This window comes from Shinella sp. S4-D37 (assembly GCF_040812195.1).
Taxonomy (GTDB): Bacteria; Pseudomonadota; Alphaproteobacteria; order Rhizobiales; family Rhizobiaceae; genus Shinella.
The window spans coordinates 535,346-562,321 of record NZ_JBFNXL010000005.1; the positions used below are offsets into that span (position 1 = coordinate 535,346).

Annotated in this window: 21 protein-coding genes; 7 read left to right on the forward strand and 14 right to left on the reverse strand. The window is 65.5% G+C overall.

The features are described from left to right. Window positions 1-295 precede the first annotated feature (295 nt). A complete protein-coding gene (gltB, locus tag AB3G45_RS10030) occupies window positions 296-5,020 on the forward strand; it encodes a glutamate synthase large subunit (RefSeq protein WP_367830410.1) in 4,725 nt (1,574 codons plus the stop codon). 179 nt (window positions 5,021-5,199) lie between these two features. Next, the gene (locus AB3G45_RS10035; protein ID WP_367830411.1) at window positions 5,200-6,657 is read left to right on the forward strand and encodes a glutamate synthase subunit beta; all 1,458 of its coding nucleotides are present in this window, start codon (window positions 5,200-5,202) and stop codon (window positions 6,655-6,657) included. A gap of 74 nt (window positions 6,658-6,731) precedes the next feature. Here AB3G45_RS10035 and AB3G45_RS10040 read toward each other — a convergent pair whose 3' ends face one another. Further along, window positions 6,732-7,697: a calcium-binding protein gene (locus AB3G45_RS10040; RefSeq protein WP_367830412.1), complete on the reverse strand. Its 966-nt coding sequence runs from the start codon at window positions 7,695-7,697 to the stop codon at window positions 6,732-6,734. Window positions 7,698-7,749: 52 nt separating this feature from the next. Then, window positions 7,750-8,013, reverse strand: a complete 264-nt coding sequence (locus tag AB3G45_RS10045; protein WP_367830413.1) for a PepSY domain-containing protein — start codon at window positions 8,011-8,013, stop codon at window positions 7,750-7,752. Window positions 8,014-8,124: 111 nt separating this feature from the next. On the opposite strand from AB3G45_RS10045, the gene AB3G45_RS10050 reads away from it, so the two are divergent. Genes AB3G45_RS10050 through AB3G45_RS10060 form a run of 3 tightly spaced genes read left to right on the forward strand, consistent with a single transcriptional unit; the run spans window position 8,125 to window position 10,465 of the window. Further along, window positions 8,125-8,460, forward strand: a complete 336-nt coding sequence (locus AB3G45_RS10050; RefSeq protein WP_367830414.1) for a PepSY domain-containing protein — start codon at window positions 8,125-8,127, stop codon at window positions 8,458-8,460. Beyond that, a complete protein-coding gene (locus AB3G45_RS10055; RefSeq protein ID WP_367830415.1) occupies window positions 8,460-9,125 on the forward strand; it encodes a response regulator transcription factor in 666 nt (221 codons plus the stop codon). Before AB3G45_RS10050 ends, AB3G45_RS10055 begins: the two co-directional genes overlap by 1 nt. Next, window positions 9,122-10,465: a sensor histidine kinase gene (locus tag AB3G45_RS10060; protein ID WP_367830416.1), complete on the forward strand. Its 1,344-nt coding sequence runs from the start codon at window positions 9,122-9,124 to the stop codon at window positions 10,463-10,465. The genes AB3G45_RS10055 and AB3G45_RS10060 overlap by 4 nt, the downstream gene beginning before the upstream one ends. An 18-nt stretch (window positions 10,466-10,483) precedes the next feature. Here the strand turns inward: AB3G45_RS10060 and AB3G45_RS10065 are convergent, their stop codons facing one another. Together AB3G45_RS10065 and AB3G45_RS10070 are read right to left on the reverse strand one after the other, a co-directional pair. Next, window positions 10,484-11,632 (reverse strand): DUF459 domain-containing protein, encoded by a 1,149-nt coding sequence (locus tag AB3G45_RS10065; RefSeq protein ID WP_367830417.1) that lies wholly within the window; start codon window positions 11,630-11,632, stop codon window positions 10,484-10,486. Window positions 11,633-11,762: 130 nt separating this feature from the next. Then, window positions 11,763-12,983 carry a lytic murein transglycosylase gene (locus tag AB3G45_RS10070; RefSeq protein WP_367830418.1) on the reverse strand — a complete coding sequence of 407 codons (1,221 nt, stop codon included), beginning with the start codon at window positions 12,981-12,983 and terminating at the stop codon, window positions 11,763-11,765. A 218-nt stretch (window positions 12,984-13,201) separates the two neighbouring features. Here AB3G45_RS10070 and galU point away from each other — a divergent pair, with 218 nt between their 5' ends. Continuing rightward, the gene (galU, locus tag AB3G45_RS10075) at window positions 13,202-14,089 is read left to right on the forward strand and encodes a UTP--glucose-1-phosphate uridylyltransferase GalU (RefSeq protein WP_367830419.1); all 888 of its coding nucleotides are present in this window, start codon (window positions 13,202-13,204) and stop codon (window positions 14,087-14,089) included. Window positions 14,090-14,092: 3 nt separating this feature from the next. Here galU and AB3G45_RS10080 read toward each other — a convergent pair whose 3' ends face one another. Next, a complete protein-coding gene (locus AB3G45_RS10080; RefSeq protein WP_367830420.1) occupies window positions 14,093-15,610 on the reverse strand; it encodes an outer membrane beta-barrel protein in 1,518 nt (505 codons plus the stop codon). Window positions 15,611-16,179: 569 nt separating this feature from the next. On the opposite strand from AB3G45_RS10080, the gene AB3G45_RS10085 reads away from it, so the two are divergent. Further along, complete coding sequence (locus AB3G45_RS10085) at window positions 16,180-17,175, forward strand: SIS domain-containing protein (RefSeq protein WP_367830421.1); 996 nt, start codon at window positions 16,180-16,182, stop codon at window positions 17,173-17,175. 65 nt (window positions 17,176-17,240) lie between these two features. Here AB3G45_RS10085 and AB3G45_RS10090 read toward each other — a convergent pair whose 3' ends face one another. The 9 genes from AB3G45_RS10090 to AB3G45_RS10130 all read right to left on the reverse strand — a co-directional run bounded on the left by AB3G45_RS10090 (window position 17,241) and on the right by AB3G45_RS10130 (window position 26,974). Further along, entirely contained in the window at window positions 17,241-17,699 is a 459-nt protein-coding gene (locus tag AB3G45_RS10090; RefSeq protein ID WP_367830422.1) for an NfeD family protein, read from the reverse strand. A gap of 2 nt (window positions 17,700-17,701) precedes the next feature. Then, entirely contained in the window at window positions 17,702-18,736 is a 1,035-nt protein-coding gene (locus AB3G45_RS10095) for an SPFH domain-containing protein (RefSeq protein ID WP_162852996.1), read from the reverse strand. A gap of 97 nt (window positions 18,737-18,833) precedes the next feature. After that, complete coding sequence (hemH, locus tag AB3G45_RS10100; protein WP_367830423.1) at window positions 18,834-19,865, reverse strand: ferrochelatase; 1,032 nt, start codon at window positions 19,863-19,865, stop codon at window positions 18,834-18,836. Between the two features lie 155 nt (window positions 19,866-20,020). After that, the gene (locus tag AB3G45_RS10105) at window positions 20,021-21,979 is read right to left on the reverse strand and encodes a 5'-nucleotidase C-terminal domain-containing protein (protein WP_367830424.1); all 1,959 of its coding nucleotides are present in this window, start codon (window positions 21,977-21,979) and stop codon (window positions 20,021-20,023) included. Window positions 21,980-22,185: 206 nt separating this feature from the next. Then, on the reverse strand, window positions 22,186-22,557 hold the full coding sequence (omp10, locus tag AB3G45_RS10110; RefSeq protein ID WP_367830425.1) for an outer membrane lipoprotein Omp10: 372 nt from the start codon (window positions 22,555-22,557) through the stop codon (window positions 22,186-22,188). A gap of 171 nt (window positions 22,558-22,728) precedes the next feature. Next, window positions 22,729-24,180, reverse strand: coding sequence for a homospermidine synthase (locus tag AB3G45_RS10115; RefSeq protein ID WP_367830426.1), 1,452 nt, complete (start codon window positions 24,178-24,180; stop codon window positions 22,729-22,731). A gap of 132 nt (window positions 24,181-24,312) precedes the next feature. Further along, window positions 24,313-25,206, reverse strand: coding sequence for a DUF3445 domain-containing protein (locus tag AB3G45_RS10120; RefSeq protein ID WP_367830427.1), 894 nt, complete (start codon window positions 25,204-25,206; stop codon window positions 24,313-24,315). Beyond that, a complete protein-coding gene (locus AB3G45_RS10125) occupies window positions 25,203-25,832 on the reverse strand; it encodes an aminotransferase class IV family protein (RefSeq protein ID WP_367830428.1) in 630 nt (209 codons plus the stop codon). The genes AB3G45_RS10120 and AB3G45_RS10125 overlap by 4 nt, the downstream gene beginning before the upstream one ends. Next, window positions 25,817-26,974 (reverse strand): aminodeoxychorismate synthase component I, encoded by a 1,158-nt coding sequence (locus tag AB3G45_RS10130; RefSeq protein ID WP_367830429.1) that lies wholly within the window; start codon window positions 26,972-26,974, stop codon window positions 25,817-25,819. The genes AB3G45_RS10125 and AB3G45_RS10130 overlap by 16 nt, the downstream gene beginning before the upstream one ends. Window positions 26,975-26,976: the final 2 nt, after the last annotated feature.

The window sequence follows — 26,976 nt, forward strand, 5'->3', positions numbered from 1 at the left end:
GGGGTGTTTCTGGCATAGAGCCCATGAAATAGGACAGTCTTGCTGTCCTATTTCGGTCAAGAGACCGAAGAGGCGCCTTCCGCGACCGCGGAGACAGCCGAAGACGGCGCCGGGCGAGGGAAGGCCGCTCCCTATGCAAGCCCGCCGCCCTGGCGGTCACGATGATCACTTCCGGCCGGCCGTCGCTTTGCGGCCGCACCGGGTTCAGGAAGCAACCGCTCGCGAGGCCCCGTCCAAGGCAAGGGGTCGCACGGGCGCAAACGGCTGCCCGGATGGGGCGCGCAGGAGGAAGAAGATGATGGTGAAGACCCAAGCACATGATTTGCGGCAGTTCCGGGCGCAGGCGACTGCGACGGGCGCCACGACACGCGCTTCCAAACCGGGCCTGCCGAAAAAACAAGGACTCTATGATCCGCGCAATGAACACGATGCCTGCGGCGTCGGCTTCGTGGCGCATCTGAAAGGCAAGAAATCGCACCAAATCGTCAAGGACGGGCTTTTCATGCTCGAGAACCTGACGCATCGCGGCGCTGTCGGCGCGGATCCGCTGATGGGCGACGGTGCGGGCATTCTCGTCCAGATTCCGGACCGCTTCTTCCGCGAGGAGATGGCAAAGCAGGGCATCACGCTGCCGAAGGCGGGCGAATATGCCGTCGGCCACATCTTCATGCCGCAGGACGAGACGCTCGTCGACTATTTCAAGAAGGTCATCGGGGATGTCGTGGCCGAGGAGGGACAGGTCCTCATCGGCTTCCGCGACGTGCCGGTCGACAATTCCTCGCTCTCCAGGGCGCCCGAGATCGCCGCCACCGAGCCGCGGCATGTCCAGGTGTTCATCGGCGCGGGCCGCGAGGCCGCGACGAACGGCGAGTTCGAGCGCCGGCTCTTCACACTGCGCAAGGTGATCTCCAACCGTATCTATGACGAATACGAAGGCGAGGAGAGCAATTTCTACCCGGTGTCGCTCTCCTCGACGACCATCGTCTACAAGGGCATGTTCCTCGCCTATCAGGTGGGCGCCTATTACAAGGACCTCGCCGATCCGCGCTTCGAATCGGCCGTCGCCCTCGTGCACCAGCGCTTCTCCACCAACACTTTCCCCTCGTGGAAGCTGGCGCATCCCTATCGCATGGTCGCCCATAACGGCGAGATCAACACGTTGCGCGGCAACGTCAACTGGATGGCGGCCCGCCAGGCCTCCGTTTCCTCGCCGCTATTCGGCGAGGATATTACCAAGCTCTGGCCGATCTCCTATGAAGGCCAGTCGGACACGGCCTGTTTCGACAATGCGCTCGAATTTTTGGTGCGCGGCGGTTACTCGATGGCGCATGCCGTCATGATGCTGATCCCCGAGGCCTGGGCCGGCAACCAGCTGATGAGCCAGGAGCGCAAGGCGTTCTACGAATACCACGCCGCGCTGATGGAGCCGTGGGACGGCCCGGCCGCCGTCGCCTTCACCGACGGCAAGCAGATCGGCGCGACGCTCGACCGCAACGGCCTGCGCCCGGCGCGCTACCTCGTCACCGACGACGACCGCGTCATCCTCGCCTCCGAAGCCGGCACGCTGCCGGTCAAGGAAGAGAGCATCGTCAAGAAGTGGCGTCTCCAGCCGGGCAAGATGCTGCTTATCGACATGGAGGAAGGCCGCATCATCTCCGACGAGGAGGTGAAGTCCGCGCTCGCCGCCAAGCATCCCTACCGCGAATGGCTCGACAACACCCAGATCATCCTCGAAGACCTCGGCCCGGTCGAGCCGCGGGCGCTGCGTCGCGACGTCTCGCTGCGCGACCGCCAGCAGGCCTTCGGCTATACGCAGGAAGACACCAGGCTCCTGATGTCGCCGATGGCGACGACGGGGCAGGAGGCGATCGGCTCCATGGGCACGGATACGCCGATCTCGGCCATGTCCGACAAGACCAAGCTGCTCTACACCTATTTCAAGCAGAACTTCGCGCAGGTGACGAACCCGCCCATCGACCCGATCCGCGAGGAACTGGTCATGAGCCTCGTCTCCTTCATCGGCCCGCGGCCGAACATCCTCGACCACGGCGGCGCGGCCAAGGCCAAGCGCATGGAGGTCCGTCAGCCGATCCTTACCAATGGCGACCTGGAGAAGATCCGCTCCATCGGCCATGTCGAGGACCGCTTCGACACCAAGACGCTCGACTTCACCTATGACGTCTCGCGCGGCGCCGACGGCATGCCGGAAATGCTCGACCGGCTGTGCGAGCGCGCCGAGCAGGCCGTCGGGAGCGGCTACAACATCATCGTGCTCTCCGACCGCCAGATCGGGCCGGACCGCTTGGCGATCCCGGCGCTGCTGGCGACCGCCGCCGTGCACCATCACCTGATCCGCAAGGGGCTTCGCACCTCGGTCGGCCTGGTCGTGGAGACCGGCGAGCCGCGCGAAGTGCACCACTTCTGCCTTCTGGCCGGTTACGGCGCGGAAGCGATCAACCCCTATCTCGCCTTCGACACGCTCACCGACATGCACAAGCGCGGCGAGTTCCCGAAGGAAGTGGATGCGGAGGAGGTCGTCTACCGCTACATCAAGGCGATCGGCAAGGGCATCCTGAAGGTCATGTCCAAGATGGGCATCTCGACCTACCAGTCCTATTGCGGCGCGCAGATCTTCGACGCCATCGGCCTTTCCTCCGAACTGGTCGACAAGTACTTCTTCGGCACGGCGACGACCATCGAGGGCATCGACCTCAATGCCATCGCCAAGGAGACCTTCAACCGCCACAAGGCCGCCTTCGGGCGCGACCCGCTGCTCGCCAACACGCTGGATATCGGTGGTGAATACGCCTACCGCATGCGCGGCGAGGAGCACGCCTGGACGCCGGACGTCATCGCCTCGCTGCAGCATGCGGTGCGCGGCAACGCGGCCGATCGCTACAAGGAGTTCGCCGACCTGGTGAACGCCTCGTCGCTGCGCATGAACACGATCCGCGGCCTGTTCTCCATCAAAGGCGCGGAAGCGGCCGGCCGCAAGCCGATCTCCATCGACGAGGTCGAGCCGGCGGTCGATATCGTCAAGCGCTTCTCGACGGGCGCCATGTCCTTCGGCTCGATCTCCCGTGAGGCGCACACGACGCTCGCCGTCGCCATGAACCGGATCGGCGGCAAGTCGAATACCGGCGAGGGCGGCGAGGAGGCCGACCGCTACCTGCCGCTGCCGGACGGTTCGGCCAATCCCGAACGCTCGGCGATCAAGCAGATCGCGTCCGGCCGCTTCGGCGTGACGACGGAATACCTCGTCAATGCGGACATGCTGCAGATCAAGGTCGCGCAGGGCGCCAAGCCCGGCGAGGGCGGGCAGTTGCCCGGCCACAAGGTGGATGCGACGGTCGCCAAGACCCGTCACTCCACCCCTGGAGTGGGCCTCATCTCGCCGCCGCCGCACCACGACATCTACTCGATCGAGGACCTGGCGCAGCTCATCTACGACCTGAAGAACGTCAATCCCGAGGCGGATATCTCGGTCAAGCTCGTCTCGGAAGTCGGCGTCGGCACGGTCGCCGCCGGTGTCGCCAAGGCGCGCGCGGACCACATCACCATCGCCGGCTTCGACGGCGGCACGGGCGCCTCGCCGCTCACCTCGCTGAAGCATGCCGGCAGCCCCTGGGAAATCGGCCTTGCCGAAACGCACCAGACGCTGGTGCTCAACAAGCTGCGCTCGCGCATCGCGCTTCAGGTCGACGGCGGCCTGAAGACCGGCCGCGACGTCGTCATCGGCGCGCTGCTGGGGGCGGACGAGTTCGGCTTCGCCACCGCGCCGCTGATCGCGGCGGGCTGCATCATGATGCGCAAGTGCCACCTCAACACCTGTCCGGTGGGGGTCGCCACGCAGGACCCGGTCCTGCGCAAGCGCTTCAAGGGCGCGCCGGAGCATGTCATCAACTACTTCTTCTTCGTCGCCGAAGAGGTGCGCGAAATCCTGGCCTCGCTCGGCGTTCGCTCGCTGAACGTGATCATCGGCGCCTCCGAGCTTCTGGAGAAGGAGACGATGATCTCGCACTGGAAGGCCAACGGCCTCGACTTCTCCCGCATCTTCCACAAGGTGGATGCGCCGAAGGAGGCGACCTACTGGACCGAGCGCCAGAACCACCCGATCGTGGATATCCTCGACCGCAAGCTGATCGAGGAGGCCAGGCCCGCGCTCGACAAGAAGACGCCCGTCGCCTTCGAGGTGGATATCAAGAACGTCGACCGTTCCGCCGGCGCGATGCTGTCGGGCGCCGTCGCCAAGCGCTACGGCTTCAAGGGGCTGAAGGACGACACGATCTCGGTGAAGCTCAACGGTACGGCGGGCCAGTCCTTCGGCGCCTTCCTTGCCCGCGGCATCACCTTCGATCTCGTCGGCGCCGGCAACGACTATGTCGGCAAGGGGCTTTCGGGCGGCCGCATCGTCGTGCGCCCGCCGGAAGGCAACCGCGCGGTGCCGCACGAATCGATCATCGTCGGCAACACCGTGCTCTACGGCGCGATCTCCGGCGAGTGCTACTTCAACGGCGTCGCCGGCGAGCGCTTCGCCGTGCGCAACTCCGGTGCCGTCGCCGTCGTCGAGGGCGTGGGCGACCATGGCTGCGAATACATGACGGGCGGCGTCGTCGTCGTCATCGGCCAGACAGGGCGCAACTTCGCGGCCGGCATGTCGGGCGGCGTTGCCTATGTGCTCGACGAGGCCGGCGATTTCGCCCGTCGCTGCAACATGGCGATGGTCGAACTCGAACCGGTGCCGGAAGAGGACGACATGCTGGAGAAGCTGCATCACCATGGTGGCGACCTCATGCACAAGGGCATGGTCGACGTCTCCGGCGACATGACGCGCCACGACGAGGAGCGGCTCTACCAGCTCGTCTCCAACCACCTGCACTATACGGGTTCGCCGCGGGCCCGGGAGATCCTCGACAAATGGGCCGAGTATCGTCCGAAATTCCGCAAGGTGATGCCGGTCGAGTACCGCCGCGCGCTCGAAGAGATGGAGCGCATGAGGATGGGGGTCGCTGCCGAGTGAGGCAGCGCTTCACCTACCTTCACCGACTGATAGCGCTTGGTGTTGCGGTCGCGGTCCCCGGGATTGCGACCGTTGTGAACGGCGAGATCAGGATCGAATTCATCGTACTAGGATTGGTAGCGGGAGTTGCCTACTGGTACTGGGGCCCAGCCGCCCCGTTTTGAGCAAGGATTACAAAAGTGGGCAAGGTTACTGGTTTCATGGAAATCGACCGGCAGGTGATGAAGTATCAGCCGGCTTCCGACCGCATCCGCCATTTTCGCGAATTCACCATCCCCATGTCGGACCCCGAGGTCCAGAAGCAGGCCGCGCGCTGCATGGACTGCGGCATCCCCTATTGCCACGGCCCGACCGGATGTCCGGTCCACAACCAGATCCCGGACTGGAACGACCTCGTCTACAACGGCAACTGGGAAGACGCGATCCGCAATCTGCATTCGACCAACAACTTCCCCGAATTCACCGGCCGCGTCTGCCCCGCCCCCTGCGAGGAGGCGTGCACGCTGAACCTGGAGGACATGCCGGTCTCCATCAAGACCGTCGAGCAGGCGATCGCCGACAAGGCCTATGAGATGGGCTATATCGTGCCGCAGCCGGCGACCGTGAAGACCGGCAAGAAGGTCGCCGTCATCGGCTCCGGCCCGTCCGGCATGGCGGCTGCCCAGCAGCTTGCCCGCGCCGGCCACGAGGTCCACCTGTACGAGCGCGAATCCAAGGCCGGCGGCCTGCTGCGCTATGGCATCCCGGACTTCAAGATGGAGAAGAACTTCATCGACCGCCGCGTCGACCAGATGCGCGGCGAGGGCGTGACCTTCCACTACGATATCAATGTCGGCGTCGACAAGCCGATGGACGAGATGCTCGCCGAGCATGACGCCGTGCTCTATTGCGGCGGTTCGGAAACCCCGCGCGATGCCGGCATTCCGGGCGTCGGCTTTGCCGGCGTGCACGATGCCATGCCCTATCTCGTGCAGCAGAACCGCCGCGTCGGTCGCGAGAACATCGACAGCGTCGGCTGGCCGTCCGAGCCGATCCTTGCCGGTGGCAAGCACATCGTCGTCGTCGGCGGCGGCGACACGGCGTCGGACTGTGTCGGCACCGCCTTCCGCCAGGGCGCGGTGAAGGTAACCCAGCTCGACATCCGCCCGCAGCCGCCGGAAAAGGAGGACAAGCTCGCCGTCTGGCCGTTCTGGGCGACGAAGATGCGCACCTCCTCCTCGCAGGCCGAGGGCGCCGTGCGCGAGTTCCAGGTCGGTACGCTCGAATTCGTCGGCGACGAGGACGGCGTGCTGACGGGCGTGAAGTGCTGCCAGGTGGACGATCGCCGCAAGCCGATACCCGGCACGGAGTTCATCATCAAGGCGGACCTCGCCTTCATCGCCATCGGCTTCCGCGGCCCTTTCACGAATAGCGTACTGAAGGATCTTGGCGACAAGCTTGCGATCAACACCGACAAGCGCGGCTCCTCGAACGTCATCGCCAACGAGCGCGACTACAAGACCTCGGTCGACAAGCTCTGGACGGCGGGCGACGTGCGCCGCGGCCAGTCGCTGGTCGTCTGGGCGATCCGCGAAGGCCGCCAGGCCGCCCGCGCCATCGACGAGGCCCTGATGGGCTCGACCACGCTGCCCCGCTAGATTGCCGGAAATGACGAAAGAGCGCGCCGGGAAACCGGCGCGCCCTTTGTCGTTTTGAATGCTCTCATCCCGCCTCAGACGAAGAGGAAGTCCGATGCCGAGAGATCGGCGAGCTTGGTATCTTCGAGGCGCAGTTCGCTCTGGCCGAAATCGAACACCACGTCCTTGCCGCCATCGGCCGTGCGGGCGACGTCCGTCAGGTCGGCGAAGCTGGAAACGCCGAGGCTTTTCGCAATCTCGATCTTGTCGAAATTGGTCTGGAAATCCTCGATCTCGGTCTTGCCGGTCTTGAAGACGAAGGTGTCGCGGCCGGCGCCGCCTTCCAGTTCGTTGTTGCCGGAGCCGCCGTCCAGGCGATCCTTGCCGGAGCCACCTTCGAGGTCGTCATTGCCCGACCCGCCGTAGAGCTTGTCGTTGCCAGAGCCGCCTTCAAGGTCGTCATGGCCCGAGCCGCCCCAGATCTTGTCGTTGCCGGCGTCGCCCGAAAGCTTGTCGTTGCCGCCGTGGCCGGAGATCCGGTCATTGCCGTCGCCGCCGGAGAGGGTGTTGGCCTTGCCGTTGCCGTTCAGCACGTTATCGCCGGAGAGCGGGTCCTTCGGCTCGTCGGTGTCGACGGCCTTGAAGGAGAAGTGACTTTCCTTGAGGCTCGACAGCTTGGTGTCCTCGAGCGTCAGCGTGTTGCCGTCGCCGAAGTCGAAGCGCACGTCCTCGCCGCCGTCGACGGACTTGGCGATCGCCTTCAGTTCGGCAAAGCTCTTCACGCCGAGCGCGCTGTCGATGACGATCTTGTCGGCGCTCGTGGAGAAATCGTCGATCTCGTCGCGGCCGGCGGAGAAGACGAAGGTGTCGCGGCCCGAGCCGCCGGTCAATTCGTCGTTGCCGGTGCCGCCCTGCAGCCAGTCGTTGCCGGTGCCGCCTTCCAGGTCGTCATTGCCGCCGTAGCCGAAGAGCTTGTCGTTGCCGCCCTTGCCGTAGATGTCGTCCGCCGTGGACTTGCCCTTGAGCGTGTTGGCGGTGGAGGTGCCGGTGATCTTAACCATGAGAGATGTCCTTGTTCGATTGGGAGGTCAATGAGGTGGAAAAGGGGCGGGATCAGTCTTCGCGCTCGAGGCGTAGGATCTCACCGGTGTAGCTGTCGATCCTGGCTTCGCTCGTCACGTTCTTCGCATCGATGACCTTCGCCTCGAAATGGCCGTCGTCCATCTCGATCTCGCGGATGACGTAACCCTTGGCCGAAAGCTCGGTGGCGACCTGCTCCAGCGTCTTGCGCACGGGGGCGGTGGTTGTTTCGGCAAGGGCCGGCCCGGCGAGGGCCAGGAGGCCGGTGGCGAGAAGGCCGGTCGTGATGAGGCGCATGGCGAAGTCCTTTCCTGTCGTTGTGAGGAGAGGTTTCGCACAGGCCGCCTGTCGCTTGCCTGACAGGCGCTGTCAGCGATTTGTCAGCTTGATGCGCGTATAGGTAGGCCCATGATCAAGAAGATACTGACCCCCTTTCCGCTGGCGCTCGCCCTGTTCGTCGCCCTTTCCGTTGCCCCGCCGATGGGCGCACAGGCGGATGACGACGACGACGCGGTCGAGCACGAGGAAGCCCGCCGCGCCCTTGAGCAGGGTCTCGTGCGCCCGCTCGAACAGATCATCCAGGAGGCGCGCAAGCATGTCGAGGGCGACCTCATCGAAGTCGAGCTTGAGCGCGAGAACGATCGCTATATATATGAGCTGGAATTCATCCAGCCGTCCGGCCAGATCATCGAGCTGCAGCTCGATGCCAAGACGATGGCGATCGTAGAGGACGACGACGACTGATGCGCCTGCTTCTCGTCGAGGACGATGCCCGCATCGCGGCCGATGTTTCCGCCGTGCTGACGGGGGCCGGCTATACCGTCGAGACCGCCTCGGACGGCAAGGACGCCTGGTTCCTCGGCGACACCGAGGACTACGACCTCATCATCCTCGACCTCGGCCTGCCCAGCATGGACGGCATGTCGCTCCTCAAGCGCTGGCGCGCCAACGGCCGGCACATGCCGGTGCTGGTGCTGACGGCCCGCGGAAGCTGGGCCGAGCGCGTCGAGGGCATCGATGCGGGGGCGGACGACTACCTGCCCAAGCCCTTCCAGTTCGAGGAACTGCTCGCCCGTGCCCGCGCGCTCATCCGCCGCTCCGTCGGCCATGGCGCGGCGACCATTGCCGTCGGCGCTGTCACCATCGATACGCGGGCGATGCGCGTCAGCGTCAACGGCGTGCCGCAGTCGCTGACGCCGCTGGAATACCGGCTCGTCAGCTATCTCGGCCACCACCGCGACCGCATCGTGCCGCCGACCGAGTTGCAGGAACATCTCTACGGCGACGATTTCTCGCGCGATGCCAATGCGCTGGAGGCGCTCGTCGCGCGGCTGCGCAAGAAGCTCGGCGCCGTCGCCATCGGCACGCGGCGGGGCTTCGGCTACTACATGGGCGAGACCGCGCCGTGACGCGCCGCTCGCTGCGCCTTCGCCTGGCGCTTGCCGGCGCCGCCTCCATCATCGCCGCCCTCGTGGCGGCGTTCTTCGTTCTGTCGACGCTGTTCGAGCGGCATGTGGAGCGCCGCATCGCCGCCGAACTGGTGCTGCACCTCAACCAGGTGATCGCCGGCCTCGCCGAGCAGCCGGGCACGAGCCTGCATCTCGTCAAGCCGCCGGTCGATCCGCGTTTCGACCGGCCGCTTTCCGGCCTCTACTGGCAGATCGAGGGCGAGGGAAGGCGCCTGCGTTCCCGCTCGCTCTGGGACGATGTGCTGGCTTTGCCAGATATCCCGGCCGGCGGTGTCCATACGGCGACCGTCAGGGGCCCGGGCGACGCGCCGTTGTTGCTCGTCGAGCGCGAGGTGGTGACCAGCGAGCGGGCCGGGGCGCTGCCCCTGCGCGTCGCCGTCGCCATCGACCGCACGGACATTTCCCGCGCGACGGACGAGTTCGAGGGGGACCTCCTGCCTTATCTGCAGGCGCTCGCCGTGCTCCTGCTGGTGGCGAGCTTCGTGCAGATCTTCGTCGGCCTCCGCCCGCTCGCGACGCTGACGGAACGCCTTTCGGCCATCCGCGCCGGCAAGGCGGAACGGCTCGGCACCGATTTTCCGGACGAGGTGCTGCCGCTCACCGGCGAGGTGGACGCCCTCCTGCAATCGCGCGAGAACCAGTTGCGTAAGGCGCGCGAGCGGGCGGCCGACCTTGCCCATGGGTTCAAGACGCCGCTCCAGATCCTGTCCGGCGATGTGCTGCGCCTGCGCGAGCGGGGCGAGGAGGATGTCGCCCGCGATATCGAGGCGATCATCCTGCGCATGCGTCGCCATGTCGATCACGAGATGGCGCGCGCGCGCCAGGCCGAGCGCGGGCATACGGCGCGCAGCGATCTCGCCCGCGTCGCCGCGCAGGTCGTCAGCGTCGTCTCGCGCACGCCGGCCGGACGGGATCTCGACTGGCAGCAGGAGATCGAGCCAGGCCTCCTCCTGCGCATCGATGCGGAGGACCTCGCCGAAATCCTTGGCAGCCTTGCGGAAAATGCCGCCCGCTATGCCAGGACCACCGTGGGCATCCTGGCCCGGGCGGAGGGCGCGGCGGCGGTCATCGAGGTTGTCGACGACGGTCCGGGCATTCCCGAAGGCGAGATCGAGTTCGTGCTGAAGCGCGGCGGCCGCCTCGATACGACCAGCGAGGGCGCGGGATTGGGGCTGGCCATCGCCGAGAGCTTCGTCGAGGAGGCGAGCGGCAGCTTCGCGCTGGAAAACCGCAAGCCCGGCCTTTGCGCCCGCATCACGCTGCCGCGCGTTGCTACCTGAGCCGGCAAAGGACGTCGATCAGGGTGTCGCGGCCTTGTTCAGGCGAAAATCATCGACGCGGCCGAGCGGCGCATCGGCGATCTCTCCCTTCTCCACCAGCTTCTCGCGCAGGCTCTTGCCGTTGCCCCTGATCGCGGCGCCGCCGAGCAACGCCGTGCCGCCGTCGAGCGCCGGGTCGGCGAGGCTGATCGGCAGCGTCTTGGTGATCTCCGTGTCCTCGGCCGGCGCGGTCACCACGAGGTCCTTGAGATCGCCCTGCAGGCCGGGGCCGTCGGCGGCGGCATCGCCCAGCACGCGGCGGATTTCCTTTTCTACATAGAAGGCGAGCTTGCGCTTGCCGGCCTTGGTGAAGTTGATGCCGTCGGAGCCGCGCAGGCGCACCTGCTGGCCGTTGATGTCGGAGCCCGAAATGACGAACTTGCCGTTCTCGTCGACGAAGCCGTCCCAGATGTCGATGAACTCGCCGCCGGCCTTTTCGACTCCGGCGCGGTAGATCGTGTTGAGCGTCGTCATGTCGGCCGTCATGGCCGAGGATTGGAAGGCCGGCATGCCGATCCACATCATCGGCTTGCCGCCCGCGCGGGCGAGCATCGCGAGGCGATCGACACGCGCTTCGTATTCCCGGGTCCAGGCCTCGGAGCGGAACTTTTCCTTTTCCCCGGCCACCGCCATCTGCTGGCGGTCGTTGGCGCCGATGCTGAGGACGACGAGGGCGGGCTTGGTTTCGGCGATCAGGCCGGGCAGGGACGCCGGCCAGTCGTAATAGTCCTCGCGCACGATGCCGGAGGAGCCATTGGTGCGGCGCTCGACGACGATGCCGGGCGTGGCCTCGAAGGCGGCGACAAGGCCCTCGCCGAGGCTGCTGGCGATGAAGTCGCCGACGACGAGCACGACCTTGGCGTCCGGCGATTTCTCGATCGCCGCCGGCTCGGGCCGCGCGGCGACGGCGCTGGCCTGCTTCTTCTTGCGGTTGACGGTGCGCGGCTTCCTGACCTGCCGCTCCGGGGCCACCTCCTCGCGCTTCGGCTTGCCGAAGAGCAGTTCCAGGATGGTCTTGCGCTCCTTGCGCTGCTGCGCGCCGGCCGGAAGGGCGGTCATAACGACGCTTGCCGCGGCCACGAGGGCAAGGCCGAGGCGCACAATCCGCAAGGTGGTCGTCGTGCTCATCGCGAGGGCTCCCGTCTTGCCCGCGATCCTGCGGGATCGTGGTGGCGGCATGATGGCAAATGTGCGCGCCGGGCGAAAGCCCGGCAGCAAAAAGGGCGCCGTAGCGCCCCTCTTCGTCTTTCCCGATGATCTAGCGGCGCAGCGCGCGCAGCAATTGCTGGCTCGGCTGGCCGTCGGCGGCAAGGCCCATGCGGTTCTGGAAGGCCTGGATGGCGGCCTTGGAGCCGGAGCCGAAATTGCCGTCGACCTCGCCCTCGTAATAGCCGAGTTCCTTGAGGCGCGTCTGCAGTTCGAACTTCTCCGTGATGTCGAGCGCGCCGTCCGGGCGCGGCCAGCGCTGCTTGACGCCGCCGTAGCCGGCGAGCCGGTCGGCCAGCATGCCGACGCCCATGGCGTAGGAATCCGATGCATTGTAGCGCTTGATGACGAAGAAGTTCTTGGTCATCAGGAAGCCCGGGCCGCCATTGGCCGGCAGCTTCAGCTCGGCGCGGTCGGCGCCGTTGTTGAAGCCGCTGCCGCTCGGACGCGTGAAGCCGAGTTTCGCCCATTGGGCGAGCGTCTTGGTCTGGCCGGAATATTTGCTGCCGCCCTGCGGCACGACGATCTCGTAGCCCCAGGTCTTGCCCGCCTGCCAGCCGTTCTTGGCAAGCAGGTTCGCGGCCGTCGCCAGCGCGTCCGGCACCGAGTTCCAGATGTCGCGATGGCCGTTGCCATCCGCATCGACGGCATAGATCATGTAGCTCGTCGGGATGAACTGGGTGTGGCCCATGGCGCCGGCCCAGGAACCGGTCATCTTGCCGGCCGCGATGTCGCCGCGCTGGAGGATCTTCAGCGCCGCGACAAGCTGCGTGCGCGCATATTTCGCCCGCTTCTTGTCGGCATAGGCGAGTGTTGCCAGCGCGCGCGGCACATAGTGCAGCCGGTCGTCCTTCTCCAGCACCGCGCCGTAGTTCGATTCCATCGACCAGATGGCCAGCAGGATGTTGCGGTCGACGCCGAAATGCCGCTCTATGGCCGCAAGCGTTCGGCCATGTTTGGCGGCCATCTCCTGGCCGATACGCACCGTGTAGGGGTTGACGCGCGAATCGAGATAGTCCCAGATCTTGTGCTTGAATTCCGGCTGGTAGGCGGCCTTTTCCAGAACGTCGGGATCGGGTGTCTTGACGCCGGAAAACGCCTTCTGGTAGGTCGATTTGCTGATGCCGGCCTCGGATGCCGTCGCATAGAAATCGGCGATCCACTGCTGGAAGCGCGTGTCCGCGCGGGCGGCGGTGGCCTGGGCGAAAAGTCCGGCCGACAGGAGGAGAGTGAGCGCGGATCGGCGCAGAACGGTTTTCAGATTCTGTGTCATCGGCTGTCGTGTCCGTTTCTCAAATTTCGGTACGATGGCGCGGAACCATCGGCTGAACGCAAAACTTATAAAAACGAAGTCAACAAATTCTTTACCATCAAAAATTTGCCCCGTCTTCCTTCGCAAAAAAGTCTTCCTTCGCAAAAAAATAGCAATTGGATCCTATCCCCGTACAACTACGTCCCGGCCATGACGGCGACGGGCGCAACGAGGTGAATATGTCGCAGGCACGCAAGGTTCGCAAAGCAGTCTTCCCAGTGGCCGGTCTCGGCACCCGCTTCCTTCCGGCCACCAAGGCCGTGCCGAAGGAAATGCTGACCATCGTGGACAAGCCCGTCATCCAGTATGTGGTGGACGAGGCGCTGGATGCCGGCATCGAGCACCTGATCTTCGTGACGGGCCGCTCCAAGGCGGTCATCGAGGACTATTTCGACATCCAGGTCGAACTGGAGCAGACGCTGCGTCAGCGCAACAAGACCGCCGAACTGACGCTGCTCGAAAGCATCCTGCCGGTCGCCGGCTCGACGAGCTTTACCCGCCAGCAGGAGCCGCTCGGTCTCGGCCACGCGGTCTGGTGCGCCCGCGAGCTCGTCGGCAACGAGCCTTTCGCATTGCTCCTGCCCGACATGATCATGAAGGCGGAGAAGGGCTGCATGAAGGGCATGGTGGAACTCTTCGAGCAAAGCGGCGCCAACATCATCGCCGTCGAGGAATGCGCGCCCGACCAGGCGCACAAATACGGCATCGTCGGCGTCGGCGAGACGATCGGCGAGGGCTTTGCCATCACGAAGATGGTCGAGAAGCCCGCGCCGGGCACCGCGCCCTCCAACTTCTTCATCAACGGCCGCTACATCCTCCAGCCGGAAATCTTCCCGATCCTCTCCACGCAGGAGCGCGGCGCCGGCAACGAGATCCAGCTTACCGACGCCATGGTGAAGCTCGCCGACGCCCAGAAATTCGCCGCCTATCACTTCCGCGGCGAGACCTACGACTGCGGCGCCAAGGATGGTTTCATCCTCGCCAACATCGCCTTCGCGCTGGCCCGTGCGGATATCCGCCCGGCCGTCGAGGGCCCGCTGAAGGAGTTGGTCGCCAAGCTGTCGTAACGGTCAGCGGCGCAGGACGAGGCCGATGCCGGCGCGCGTGATGCCGGTGTCGGTGCCGCGCGCCGGGCGGGTCAGTTCGTAGGAGATGTCGCCCGTCAGGGCGAGCCGGCGGTTGAGGTCCCAGGTGAGGCCCGTGCCGACGAGATAGACGTTCTGGTCGGCGCTGCCGGACGTGGAGAAGTCCCGCCAGGTATAGGCGCTACTCAGCCGCGCAACGACGTTCTCGCGCAGTTCATGCGTCAGGTCGGCCGTGGTCGTATAGGCGACATAGCCGCTTTCCCCCGCGGTGGTCGACGGCTCGATCTGCGTTACGAGGCCGAGCCGGAGTTCGGTGCCGCGCTGCGGCGACCAGATAAGCGTGCCGTCGAGTGCCAGGGCGGCGATGGATTTCAGGCGGCTGTCGTCGAAGGCGGCGCGCCGGTAGCCCATACCGAGATCGCCGCGCAGCTTCTCGCCGAGATCGATTTCCACGCCCGCACGGGCGCCCATTGTCGAGCGGGAGCGCTCATAGCCGAGCGAATCGCGCTCCTCGTCGTAGAGCGCGCGACCGATCGAGGCTTCGAGATAGGGGATCAACGCTGGCGACAGTTCGAAGCCGACACGCCCCGTCAGGGTGCCTTCCGTGAAGTTGCGGTCGGAAAGGCTGAGCTTGTCGCCGTTGGCGAGCTTTGCCGAGCCATAGATCTCGCGCTCGATCTGCGCGCCGATCGTGCCGCGGATCACACCGAAATCCCGCTGGACGCGCGCGCCGGCGGTGAAATTATGGACACCGGACTGGGCGCTGGCGCCGTCGATGGCGTTGGGATCGGCCGCGTCCTCGCGCTCGAAACTGTAGCCGGCGGTGAGATTGGCGATGGTGTCGTCGCTGAGGCCGAGGCGCAGGTCGCTGTCGATGCGCGCCTGCGGTTCCGTCTCTCCCGTGCCGCTGATGTTGCGCTGGTAGATGCCCTCGGCGTCGATGGTCAGTTGGTGGCGTGCCCAGTCGGAGGTCAGCGAGCCGCGAAAGCCGGTCTGCCAATAGGTCCGGCTGGTCGTGCTGCCGGATTTTGTGCGTTCATGGCCGATGCTCTGGGTGATCGAGGGCCGGAGCAGGAACGTGCCGACGCGAATGCCGGGTGGCTGATAGGGATCGGTGAGTTCGCTCCGGGCCGTTTCCGGGCCGCCTTCCCGCAGGTTCAGCCGCTCGCCATCGCGAGCCGAGCGCCGGACGGCTTCGTTGTCGCGCGCGGTCTCGGCGAGCGCGTCGGCCTGGTCGCCCGTCAGGGCCGGGTCGATGGAGCCGTCGATCGATGCCGTCGTCTCGGCGCCCGGCAGCCCTGTCGCTGCGTCCGCCGCGCCGTTCCCGGCGTTCTCGACGAGGGGATTCAACGGCTCCTGGAATGTCGGGGTCTCGCTCACCGTTCGCTGCTGGGCAACGGCGGGCGCGCCGGCAAGCACGGTGCCGGCAAGCAGAAGACCGGCCAGGCGCCATGCCGGGCGCGGCACCGCCGCTTCGTGATCTCTTGCTTTTGCCTCTGCCATGATTGCGGCCTGCGAACCTTTTCGATCTTTCGGGCGAGCGGAACGCCCGGCGCTGTGTGCGTGCATGGGCTCTAGCGAGCAAGCCTTTGAAAAATATCGCTGTTCTTCGCGCCCTTGTGCTCGCCTACACTCTATTGGCGAAGGGTTAGTTTATGGTTAACAGATGGTGAAGCCCTGAAAATGCGCTTTTGGGCGCGCCCTTTTCCGCCCGAACATTTTTTCAATCATCGTTAACAGGTATGGGACGGAAGGCTTCTATCTCGACAGCCAGGTCGGACCTGCGATCGGTTGCCGCCAGCCGCACCCTTGTCAACGGAAACGATGCGTTCGGCTATGTATTTTCGCTGGAGGGCGGAAGGCGTGTCGTTGCGGACGGCTGGTCCGTGACGCCACATGGCGAAATGCCCGCGGCCTGACAAGCCGGCTCCATGCTTATGGCATTTAGGCCGGCTTCCGCGTGAAATGGTGAAATCGCCCGGCGCGTGACCGCCGGCGGCAAAGTCACTCGCCGTAACAATCTGCTTTCTTTCGTGCATGGACAGGGGAATGCAAAAGCGCTAACGAGGCGCATGATCAAAAGACAGGCAAAAGTTGACAGTGCCGGCGCCATCGCCACGGCAATCCGCACCGTTGAAACGGAAATGGCCGGCCTTACCGCTCTTTCGGCGGCGCTGCAGGGGCGGCTTTTCGACGCGTTCTGCGAAGCTGTCCGCGTCATCGGCGACATCAGCGGCCGCGTCATCGTGACGGGCATCGGCAAGTCGGGGCATATCGGGGCGAAGATCGCCGCGACGCTCGCTTCCACCGGCACGCCGTCCTTCTTCGTGCATCCCGTCGAGGCCAATCACGGCGATCTCGGCATGATCGGCCGTGACGATGTCATCCTCGCCATGTCCTGGAGCGGCGAGACGGCCGAATTGCAGGGCATCGTCTCCTATTCCCGCCGCTTCTCCATCCCGCTGATCGCCATCACGTCGGGCGAGCGCTCGGCCCTTGCCCGCGAGGCGGATACGCTGCTGCTGCTGCCGAAGGAGCAGGAAGCTTGTCCGCACGGCCTGGCGCCCACCACCTCCACGCTGATGCAACTGTCGCTCGGCGATGCGCTCGCGGTCGCGCTCCTCGAAGCCCGCGGCTTCACCGCGACGGATTTCAAGACCTTCCATCCCGGCGGCAAGCTCGGCGCCAGCCTTTCCCATGTCGGCGACATCATGCACAGCGGCGAGAACATGCCGCTCGTTCCCCTCGGCACCTCGATGCCGGATGCCGTGCTGCTCCTGTCGCAGAAGCGCTACGGCTGCGTCGGCGTCGTCAATGACGAGGGCATCCTCGTCGGCATCGTCACGGACGGCGACATTGCGCGCAACCTGTCGCGCAACCTCGCCGAACTCAGCGTCGACGAGATCATGACGCGGGCGCCCAAGACGGTGAAGCCGACGACGCTGGCGACTGCCGCGCTCGGCCTGCTGAACCAGTACAACATTTCCGCGCTGATCGTCACCGACGAGACCTTCCGTCCGGTCGGCGTCGTGCACTTCCACGACCTGCTGCGCATCGGCGTCGCCTGACCGGCGCATCCACAAGCATAAAGCTCAAACCCCCGTATTTCCGGAAATGCGGGGGTTTTGTTTGACTAGGCGGCCTCGACCGTCAGATCGCGGCCGTTGCTCGCCGTGACGCGCACGCGCGCGCCGACCGGAAGGTCCGGACCCTGCACGCTCCACATCGTGTCGTCCAGCCGGATACGGCCGCGGCCTTCGGTGATCGGCTGTTCCAGCGTCGCGGTGCGGCCGACGAGGCTCTGGCCGCGCTGGTTGAGATGCGGCTGGTCGGAGGTCTGGCCGCGCGTCTTGACGATGCGCCGGCCGATCAGCACGGCCACCAGCGACAGTGCGGCGAAGGCCAGCCATTGCGCATGCCAGGTCCAGAACGCCGCGTCCCACAGAAGCAGCGAGAGGGCGCCGGTGACGATCGCCGCGATGCCGATCCAGACGAGGAAGACGCCGGGCATCATCACTTCGAGGATGAGGAGCACGATGCCGAGCACCCACCAGGCCCAGGGACCGAGTTCCGTGACGATGCGCTGGATCATGCTCAGCTTCCCTGCGACGTATCGAACGGGTTGCGGAAGGCGGACGTCGAGGCGGTGGTGGTCGTGGCCGGTGTCGACTGGCGCGTGCGCGGCGTGCCCGCGGTCTGCGAGGAGCCGCCGTCGCCAAAGACTTCCCTTGCGATGGCGCCGATGCCGCCCAGCGATCCGACGAGCGAGGAGGCCTCCATCGGCATCAGCACGATCTTCGAGTTCGGCGCCTTGCCGATGGCGGCCATGGCTTCGGTGTATTTCTGGGCGACGAAGTAGTTGATCGCCTGCACGTTGCCGGCGGCGATGGCTTCCGAGACCATTTTCGTCGCCTTGGCTTCGGCTTCCGCAAGGCGCTCGCGGGCTTCGGCGTCGCGGAAGGCGGCCTCGCGCTGACCTTCTGCCTCAAGGATCGCCGACTGCTTGGCGCCTTCGGCGCGCAGGATCTGTGCGTTGCGGGCCCCCTCGGCTTCAAGAACCTGCGCGCGCTTTTCGCGCTCCGCCTTCATCTGCCGGCCCATCGAATCGACCAGGTCCTTCGGCGGGGCGATGTCCTTGATCTCGACGCGGGTGATCTTGATGCCCCAGGGATTGGCCGCCTCGTCGACGACGCGCAGCAGCTTGTCATTGATCACGTCGCGGTTGGACAGAAGCTCGTCCAGGTCCATCGAACCCATGACCGAACGGATATTGGTCATGGTGAGGTTGAGGATGGCGTTTTCCAGATGGGCGACCTGGTAGGCGGCCTGCGCCGCATTGAGGATCTGGTAGAAGGCGACGCCGTCTGCCGAAACGCTCGCATTGTCGCGGGTGATGACCTCCTGCGTGGGGATGTCGAGCACCTGTTCCATCACGTTCATCTTCGCGCCGATGCGGTCGATGAAGGGGATGATGAGGTTGAGGCCGGGCTCCAGCGTGCGCGTATAGCGGCCGAAGCGCTCCACCGTGTACTGATAGCCCTGCGGGATCGTCTTGATCCCGGCAAAGAGGATGAGGATGACCAGCACCACGAGGGCGATGACGACGATATCCAGTCCGGCCAAATCCATAGTTCTTTTCTCCAACAGACAACGCGGCGCCGCGCCACTGTAAGGAATACGGGCCGCAACGCCAGTCTATTTGGACGAAGGCAAGATATATCCGGGATCAGACCCAGCCGGAAAGCTCGCGCCGCACGACCTTTTCGAGAACCGCCATGCCTTCGGGCGAATCGTTGAGACAGGGAATGTGCGCGAACTTCTCGCCGCCATTGTGCAGGAAGCTTTCTGCGGCCTGTTCGGCGATCTCCTCCAGCGTCTCCAGGCAGTCGGAGACGAAGCCGGGATTGATGACGGCGATGCGCTTGATGCCCTCCTGCGCCAGCTTTTCCACGGTCTTGTCCGTATAGGGCTGCAGCCATTCCTCCGGTCCGAAGCGGGACTGGAAGGTGACGAGAAGTTTCTCCTTCGACCAGCCGAGCCGTTCGCGCAGCAGCCGCGCGGTCTTCTGGCACTGGCAGTAATAGGGGTCGCCCTTGTCGAAATAGCTCTTGGGAATGCCGTGGAAGGAGGTGAGCACCCGCTCCGGCTCCCAGTCGAGCGTCGCCAGGTGCTTTTCGATCGAGACGGCGAGCGCGTCGATATAGGCCGGATCGTCGTGATAGGGCGGCACGGTGCGCAGGGCCGGCTGCCAGCGCATCTTCAGGAGCGCCTCGAAGGCCTTGTCGTTGACGGTCGCCGTCGTCGCCGCCGCATATTGCGGATAGAGCGGGAAGACGAGGATGCGCTCGCAGCCCGCCTTCTGCAGGGATTCCATGCGCGCGGCGATGGAGGGCTGGCCGTAGCGCATCGCCCAGTCGATGACGACATCGGGCTGACCGGCGAAGGATTTCGCCATCAGCTCGGCCTGGCTGCGCGTATAGGTGCGCAGAAAACTCTCGTTCCTGTCCTTGTTCCAGATCGTCTCATAGGCCTTGCCGACCTTGCCGGGGCGGGTGTTGAGCACGATGCCGAACAGGATCGGATACCAGGCGATGCGCGGCCATTCGATGACGCGCTTGTCGGTCAGGAATTCCTTCAGGTAGCGACGCATCGAGGTGTAGTCGGTCCCGTCGGGCGTGCCGAGATTGACCAGCAGCACGCCGACCTTGCCGTGCTTGACGGGCGCGTGGTCGGCGGGCTTGGCGGCGATGTGCTGCATGGGGAGGTCCTCGGCGTGCGGGATGGGGTTGATTGCTCTCGGGCTTCGTCGTCTTGCACATGCGGACGCGAGCCCGGTCGGCTCAGAACCGTTCTAAAAAGAAATGCCGGCCCGGGAAAGCCCGGGCCGGCAGAAATAGTGGAGACAAATTGTCCTTATTTGGTCGGGATGGACAGCTCCGTGCCGACATGCAGGGCGCGCGGGCGCGGATTGCCGTTGGCTTCCGCGATCCTGCGCCACAGCGTGCCGTCGCCATAGGCGGCCTTGGCGATATCCCAGAGCGTGTCGCCGCGGACGATGACATGCGTGCTGCCGGCGGCCACCGTCGTGGTTTCGGCCGTCGTGGTCGTGGTGGCGGTGTCCGATGCGGCCTCGCCGGAAGTTGCCGCGCCCTCGGCCGACTTGGTAGCCGTGTCCGTCGCGGTTGCCGTCTCGCCTGCGGCGGGCTTGATCTCGGTGCTGGCTGCGGTCTCCGTCTCCGTGGTTGCCGGGGTCTCGACGACCGTGGCATCGGCGATTTCCGTGATGCGGCCGTCCGTATAGGGCTGGTAGGGGCGGTGCGCGGCGAGATAGTCGGCGACGACCAGTTCGAGGTTGGGGCCGAAATCGTAGGCGTTCATGCCGGCGGTGGCGAAGACGGAATAGCCGTCGCCGCCTGCGCGCATGTAGTTGTTGGAGACGACGCCATAGGTCTTGGCCGCGTCGAGCGGCACGAAGGCGTTGCCCTCCTTCACCTCGACGGAGACGACGCGGCTGCCGGCCGGCTTCGACTTGTCGAAGGAATATTTCATGCCGGAGACCTGGGGGAAGCGGCCGGCGCCTTCCTCGATCTGGCCGAGGCCGTTTTCGAGGGCGGCGATGAGGTCGGAGCCTTTGAGCTGGAAGGTCGCGACCGTGTTCTGGAAGGGCAGCACCGACAGCACTTCGCCCATCGAGACCGGGCCGCCGTCGATGGAGGCGCGCAGCCCCCCGCCATTGGTGATGGCGATCGTCATGCCCTGGCTCTTGGTGCGGTCGAGGATGGCGTCGGCCACCAGGTTGCCCATGGCGCATTCGGCCGCACGGCACACTTCGCGCGAGCCGTCGATGGGCGCCGCGCTCTCGGCGACGATCTTGTTCTTCAGCTCCTCGATCGGGCCGCCGAGTTCCTTGATGCGGGCAAGCACCGCCTCGTCGGGCTTGATGGAGCTGTCGATGAGGATCGGCTCGCCGGAGGCTTCCTTCACGACGCCCGCGTCGTCGAAGACGACCCTGAGATTTCCGAGATATTTGGAGTAGGCCGCGGCCTGCACGACGGGCACCTTGTAGCCGCCGGGATTGTCGACCAGCGTCGGGTAGGGGCCTTCCGCCTTGTCCGAAGTGTTGGAAAGGAAGGTGTTGGTGTGGCCGCCGACCACCACGTCCACGTCGGGGATCTTGGCGATGGCCGCCAGGTCGCGTGGATAGCCGACATGGGTCAGCGCGATGATCTTGTTGACGCCCTGCTTCTTCAGTTCGGCGATCGCCGCCGTGATATCGGCGACGTCGTCGCCGATCAGGACGTTCGGGCCGGGCGAGGAAAGTTCCGCCGTGTCGTTGGCGACGGCGCCGACGATGCCGATCCCCTGGCCGCCCTGGTTCAGGACGATGAAGGGCTTGATCCGGTCGCCGATCTTCGAGCTTGCGCTGGCCGCGACATTCGCGGTGACGACCGGGAACGCGACCTTGTCGAGGAAGGTGGCGAGGCCGTCCTCGCTGTCGTCGAATTCATGGTTGCCGACGGTCATGGCGTCGAACTTCATGAGGTTGAGGAACTCGGCCTCCACCGCGCCCTTGTAGGTAGTGTAGAAGAGCGAGCCCTGGAAGTTGTCGCCGGCGTTCAGCAGCAGAACGTTCTTGCCGGTCAGCGCCTGGCGCTGGGTATCGATTGCCGTCTTCAGGCGCGCCACGCCGCCGAAGCACTCGCCCTTGCCTTCCTCTTCGGCCGAGCAGGTCGAATCGAACTTGTTGATCGCCTCGATGCGCGAATGCAGGTCGTTGATATGCAGGATGTTCAGCTCATAATCGGCAAGCGCCGAGCCGCTGGAGAGCGCGATGATGGAGGCGGCCAGAAGGCCGGATCGGAAAAACGTCATGGTCCTCTTCTCCTTGTTTGCCCGCGGTGGCGCGGGAGGGGCGTTCCGTTTCTCGATAGACCGGAAACATGACAGCCGGCCGGCGGATGTTTTCACCGGTCGCGGAGGAGTTCAAGAGAAAAGAAGAAGGGCCGCAGGCCGCGCATGCTTATGAGCCGAAACGAAAAAAGGGCCTTTGCGGGCCTTTCCGGAAACCTGCCGTTCGCTCAGGCGCGTCGGGCGAGCGAGAACTGCGCGCCCTCGGCCGTCGTGCAGTTGAGCTGGCTCTGGCTGACCAGCGCGCAATTGACCTTGGACTGGGTGTTGCGCACCAGCGAGGTCATGTTGATCTCGACCAGCGTCGGCGAGGTGTTGATGTAGGTGCCGGAGGCGAGAAGCTGGTTCGTATCCGTCGTGCGCGTCGTGAACGTGCCGGCCTGGAACGTGGAGACGATGCCGTTCGGGTCCACCCATGCGCCTTCCACGCCCTGCGCCGCAGGCTGCTGGACGACGGGCAGATCGCGCGGCGCGCGGCCCGACTGGCAGGCGGCGAGCGCGACGGCGGCGGTCAGCAGGCTGAGGACTGTGATCGGCTTCATATGGGTCTCCCAAGGTCACGGCGGCGCGAACCACCCGTCCATTCCGGCAGACCATGCCGCGAAGAGACGTCGAAAGCAAGACGCGCGGCCGGGGCGACGGCCATTATCCCATTGAAAGCGAAGACGCCCGCGGGTCTGCCGAGGGCGTCCCCTCAGGGCGTGAAAGCCCGTTCAACGGACCAGGATATTCCTGAACTGCCACGGATCCTTGGCGTCGAGGTCTTCCGGGAAGAGGCCCGGGCGACCGTCGAGCGGGGTCCAGTCGGTATAGTGGCCTTCGACCGGGCCGAGATAGGGCGTCTGCACTTCGAGGCAGCGCTTGTAGTCGACCTCGTCGGCTTCCACGATGCCGGCCTTCGGGTTTTCCAGCGCCCAGACCATGCCGGCGAGCACGGCGGAGGTCACCTGCAGGCCCGTAGCGTTCTGGTAGGGGGCGATGCGGCGGGTTTCCTCCAGCGACAGGCGCGAACCGTACCAGTAGGCGTTCTTGTCGTGGCCGTAGAGGAGCACGCCGAGCTCGTCGACGCCGTCGACCAGTTCGTTCTCGTCGAGAACATGCAGCACCGGCTGCTGGTTGCCGCCATTACCGAACATCTCGTGCAGCGAGATCACGGCGTCGTTGGCCGGGTGGTAGGCGTAGTGGCAGGTCGGGCGGTAGGTGACGTGGCCGTCCTTGTCGCGCACCGTGAAGAAGTCGGCGATCGAGATCGATTCGTTATGGGTGACGAGGAAGCCGTATTGCGGGCCGGGCGTCGGGCACCAGGAGCGCACGCGCGTGTTGGCGCCGGGCTGCTCCAGGTAGATCGCGGCCTTGCAGCCTTTCTTGTGCTTCTTGGCGTTCTTCGGCACCCAGTTCTCATGGGTGCCCCAGCCGAGTTCGGCCGGCTGCAGGCCTTCCGAGATGAAGCCCTCGACCGACCAGGTGTTCCAGAAGGTGTTGAACGGCTTCGGGTTCTTCGTGCGCTGGGTGTCGCGCTCGGCGATGTGCACGCCCTTGACGCCGACCTTCTTCATCAGCTTGGCCCAGCCTTCGCGGTCGTCCTGCGTCGGCTCCTCGAACTTGACGCCGAGGTCCTTGGCAAGGTTCACCAGCGCCTGCTTGACGAACCAGGAAACCATGCCCGGATTGGCGCCGCAGGTGGAAACGGCCGTCGTGCCGCCCGGGTGCTTTTCCTTCTCCTTGCGCAGCGTCTCGCGCAGCGCATAGTTGGTGCGGTCGGCGTTCTTCATGCCCTTGTCGAAATAGAAGCCGAGCCAGGGCTCGACGACCGTGTCGATATAGAGCACGTCGAGCTTGCGGCAGAGCTTGATCAGGTCGACGGAGCCCGTGTCGACGGAGAGGTTGACGCAGAAGCCCTGGCCGCCGCCTTCCGTCAGAAGCGGCTTGAGGAGGTCCTTGTAGTTCTCCTTGGTGACATGCGCCTTGACGTGGCGCACGCCGTGGCGGGCGTAGATCTCCGCGTCGGCGGCGTCTTCGCGCGGCTCGATGACGATCAGCCGGTTCCGGTCGTACTTGAAGTGGCGCTCGATCAGCGGCAGCGTGCCGCGCCCGATGGAGCCGAAACCGATCATCACGATCGGGCCGGTGATCTCGCCATAAACCGGATAGGTGCTGTCTGCCATTTGGTTCTCCTGCGGACGGCCGCTTTGCTGTAAAATCAGGGCCGCGACGGCCCCCATAGCATAATATGGCAGCGCTAGAGCACAGTTTTCTGTCACAATAAAGGGTGGCCCCGGTTTTCCGTCGCGATATTCTTAACCGGCCGCAACCGCCCGCAATTCCGCCACCAGCGCCGCCCTTTTCGTGGCGAGCCCCTTGTAGGCGGCCTGCGGCAGGGTGAGTGCCACGAGCTGGTCGGCGAAGACGGCCGCGACCCTCCGCGCATCCGGCAGCGTGCGCAGCGCGGCGAGCGGATCGGTGTAGATGCGGATGGTGAAGAGGATGTCGCCGGAGACCGGCAGCTTGCGCAGGGTGTGGCGCTCGACGCGGGCGAAGGTGGTTTCGAGCGACAACGCGTGCCCGTCGGGCAGGGCACCATGCGCCTTGGACGCCGGATAGTGCAGGTCGGCATCCGGGTTGATCGACCAGTTGAAGCGGAAGACGGGCTGCTCGACCTTGAGATTGTCGAACATACGGTTGATCAGCAGCGCGTTGCGCGTGCCCTCGCCGAAATCCGGCACCGGCGCGTGGATATCCTCCATCCTTCGCCCGAACTTTTCCGGCAGCGACCAGGAGGAGGGGAAGGCGACATAGCCGGCGACGAGCCGCCAGCCGCTGTCGTCGCGCCGCATCAGCACGAGGTCGTCCTGCACCAGCGCGCCGGCCGTGACGAGCGGAGCTTCGCCGGTATCGAGATCGACGCTGCGCGCCCCGGCGACGACCGCCGATCCCTCACGGCGATAGAAGGACGGATGTCGTGCCGTGATGTGCTCGGCAAGGAGTTCCAGGACTTCCCGTTGCGCTTCGCGCGTTCCGGCCTCCTCCACGAAGACGACGTCGCGCTGGTCGGCGATCAGCCGGTCCTTTTCGAGAAGGTAGCGTTCGAGATCGCCGTCCGGTTCGATCCAGCGAGCGGGGTCGAGCGGGCCGAGGCCGATGGTGAAGAGACGGGCGGAGCCGTCGTAGGGCGTGTAGGCCGGCTGCTTCATGTCAAATCGCCCCGGATCAGCCCGCGCAGGGAATTGCCGACGAAGACCGAGCCTTGGGCGAGGTCTTCCGGCCGCAGGATCTGTTCGACGGCCTTGCCGCTTTCCAGCAGCTCCTCCCGCAGCACGCCCGCGAGCAGCCCCGAGGCGAGCGGCGGCGTCTTGAGGATGCCGGTGCGGTCGTCGAGGAAGAGTGAGGTGATGGTGCCCTCGCAAAGCGCGCCGTCTTCGTTGAGAAGAAGGACCTCGTCGGCGTCTGCCGCGGGGAACTCGGCGCGGGCCGCGGCATAGTCGGCGCGGCGCGAGGTCTTGTGGCGCAGCAAGGGATCGGCGGAGGAAAGCCGGGTGTCGGCGATTTTGAGGCGCCAGACGGTGCCGGCCGCAAGGGGCGCGAAGGGGATGGCCTGCACGTCGATCCGGCCGTCGGCGAACAGTTCGAGGCGGATGCGAAGGGGAAAGACGGGCAGGGCAGAGGGGGGTAGCGCAGCGAACAACGCCTGCTCTGCCTCCTCACTCCCGGCCAACCCGAGCGCCGCCGCCGAGCGCGCCAGCCGTGCCAGATGCCGCTCCAGCCGCACGAAACCGCCTTGAGGTTCCCAGCGCAGCGTCTCGATCAGCGAGATATCCATTGATCCCCCAACGCGAAACGCGCCTTCAGGAGACATTCGTCATATTCCGCCGCGGCTGTTGAATCGAAGACGATGCCGCCGCCGACATTGAAGACGGCATTGCCGTCTTCGAAAATGGAGACGGTGCGGATCGCCACGTTGAAGCGCATGGTGCCGTCGGGGGCGATCATGCCGATCGCGCCGCAATAGGCGTCGCGCGGACCGTCCTCCAGCGCGTGCAGGATCGTCATGGCGCTCATCTTCGGTGCGCCCGTGATGGAGCCGCAGGGGAAGAGCGCCGCGAAAATGTCGCGGATCGAGAGGCCGGGCGTGAGTTTCGCGCGAACGTGGCTCACCATCTGGTGCACGGTCGGATAGGTCTCGACGGCGAAGAGTTTTGGCACATGGAGCGTGCCGACCTCGGTGATGCGCGAGATATCGTTGCGCAGGAGATCGACGATCATCCGGTTTTCCGCCTGCGACTTCGGATCGGCCTGCATCGCGGCGATGATCCCGGCATCTTCCGCGGCATTGGCCCCGCGCGGTGCGGTGCCCTTCATCGGATGGGCCTCGATCCAGCCGTCCCTGTCGACGTCGAAAAAGAGTTCCGGCGAGCGGGAGAGGAGGAGCGGGCCGTCGAGCGAGACGAAGGCGCCGTAGCGCACGGGCTGGCGCTCGATCAGCGACCAGAAGGCGGCGAGCGGATCGCCGGTCCAGCGGGCGCGGATCGGCATGGTGAGGTTCGCCTGGTAGCAGTCGCCCTCCCTCAGGTGCCGGTGCAGGCGGTCGAAGCGGTTGCGATAGGTCTCGAAATCCCAGCCGGCTTTCGGCTCGGTGAGGAAGGGTTCGTTCTCGGTGCGCTGGCGAGGCCTTGCCAGCGTATGGTCGTCCGCCGGCTTTTCAAAGATGCCGAAGCTCATCAGCGGCGTCGGGCGGTTCTCTTGCGCGAAGGGTGCCAGTTTCTCCTCGAAGAGATGACCGGCCTCGTAGCTCAGGAAGCCGGCGATCCAGTGGCCCTTGTCATGCGCCGCCTGCAGGGCCACGAAGGCCGGCTCGAAGCCGGCACGCTCGCGCACCGTGACGATGCTGAGCGGCTCGGCGAAAACCACCGTCCGGTCCTCGCGGTCGTCCCTGAGGAGCACAAAGCGTTCGCGGTCGGTCATGC

What these genes read in the sequence shown, in the direction of transcription:
- gltB (WP_367830410.1), top strand. Translation starts at nt 296, where the DNA reads ATGATGGTGAAGACCCAAGCACATGATTTGCGGCAGTTCCGGGCGCAG.
- AB3G45_RS10040 (WP_367830412.1), bottom strand. Translation starts at nt 7,697, where the DNA reads ATGGTTAAGATCACCGGCACCTCCACCGCCAACACGCTCAAGGGCAAG.
- AB3G45_RS10045 (WP_367830413.1), bottom strand. Translation starts at nt 8,013, where the DNA reads ATGCGCCTCATCACGACCGGCCTTCTCGCCACCGGCCTCCTGGCCCTC.
- AB3G45_RS10050 (WP_367830414.1), top strand. Translation starts at nt 8,125, where the DNA reads ATGATCAAGAAGATACTGACCCCCTTTCCGCTGGCGCTCGCCCTGTTC.
- AB3G45_RS10055 (WP_367830415.1), top strand. Translation starts at nt 8,460, where the DNA reads ATGCGCCTGCTTCTCGTCGAGGACGATGCCCGCATCGCGGCCGATGTT.
- AB3G45_RS10065 (WP_367830417.1), bottom strand. Translation starts at nt 11,632, where the DNA reads ATGAGCACGACGACCACCTTGCGGATTGTGCGCCTCGGCCTTGCCCTC.
- AB3G45_RS10070 (WP_367830418.1), bottom strand. Translation starts at nt 12,983, where the DNA reads ATGACACAGAATCTGAAAACCGTTCTGCGCCGATCCGCGCTCACTCTC.
- galU (WP_367830419.1), top strand. Translation starts at nt 13,202, where the DNA reads ATGTCGCAGGCACGCAAGGTTCGCAAAGCAGTCTTCCCAGTGGCCGGT.
- AB3G45_RS10080 (WP_367830420.1), bottom strand. Translation starts at nt 15,610, where the DNA reads ATGGCAGAGGCAAAAGCAAGAGATCACGAAGCGGCGGTGCCGCGCCCG.
- AB3G45_RS10085 (WP_367830421.1), top strand. Translation starts at nt 16,180, where the DNA reads ATGATCAAAAGACAGGCAAAAGTTGACAGTGCCGGCGCCATCGCCACG.
- AB3G45_RS10090 (WP_367830422.1), bottom strand. Translation starts at nt 17,699, where the DNA reads ATGATCCAGCGCATCGTCACGGAACTCGGTCCCTGGGCCTGGTGGGTG.
- AB3G45_RS10095 (WP_162852996.1), bottom strand. Translation starts at nt 18,736, where the DNA reads ATGGATTTGGCCGGACTGGATATCGTCGTCATCGCCCTCGTGGTGCTG.
- hemH (WP_367830423.1), bottom strand. Translation starts at nt 19,865, where the DNA reads ATGCAGCACATCGCCGCCAAGCCCGCCGACCACGCGCCCGTCAAGCAC.
- AB3G45_RS10105 (WP_367830424.1), bottom strand. Translation starts at nt 21,979, where the DNA reads ATGACGTTTTTCCGATCCGGCCTTCTGGCCGCCTCCATCATCGCGCTC.
- omp10 (WP_367830425.1), bottom strand. Translation starts at nt 22,557, where the DNA reads ATGAAGCCGATCACAGTCCTCAGCCTGCTGACCGCCGCCGTCGCGCTC.
- AB3G45_RS10115 (WP_367830426.1), bottom strand. Translation starts at nt 24,180, where the DNA reads ATGGCAGACAGCACCTATCCGGTTTATGGCGAGATCACCGGCCCGATC.
- AB3G45_RS10120 (WP_367830427.1), bottom strand. Translation starts at nt 25,206, where the DNA reads ATGAAGCAGCCGGCCTACACGCCCTACGACGGCTCCGCCCGTCTCTTC.
- AB3G45_RS10125 (WP_367830428.1), bottom strand. Translation starts at nt 25,832, where the DNA reads ATGGATATCTCGCTGATCGAGACGCTGCGCTGGGAACCTCAAGGCGGT.
- AB3G45_RS10130 (WP_367830429.1), bottom strand. Translation starts at nt 26,974, where the DNA reads ATGACCGACCGCGAACGCTTTGTGCTCCTCAGGGACGACCGCGAGGAC.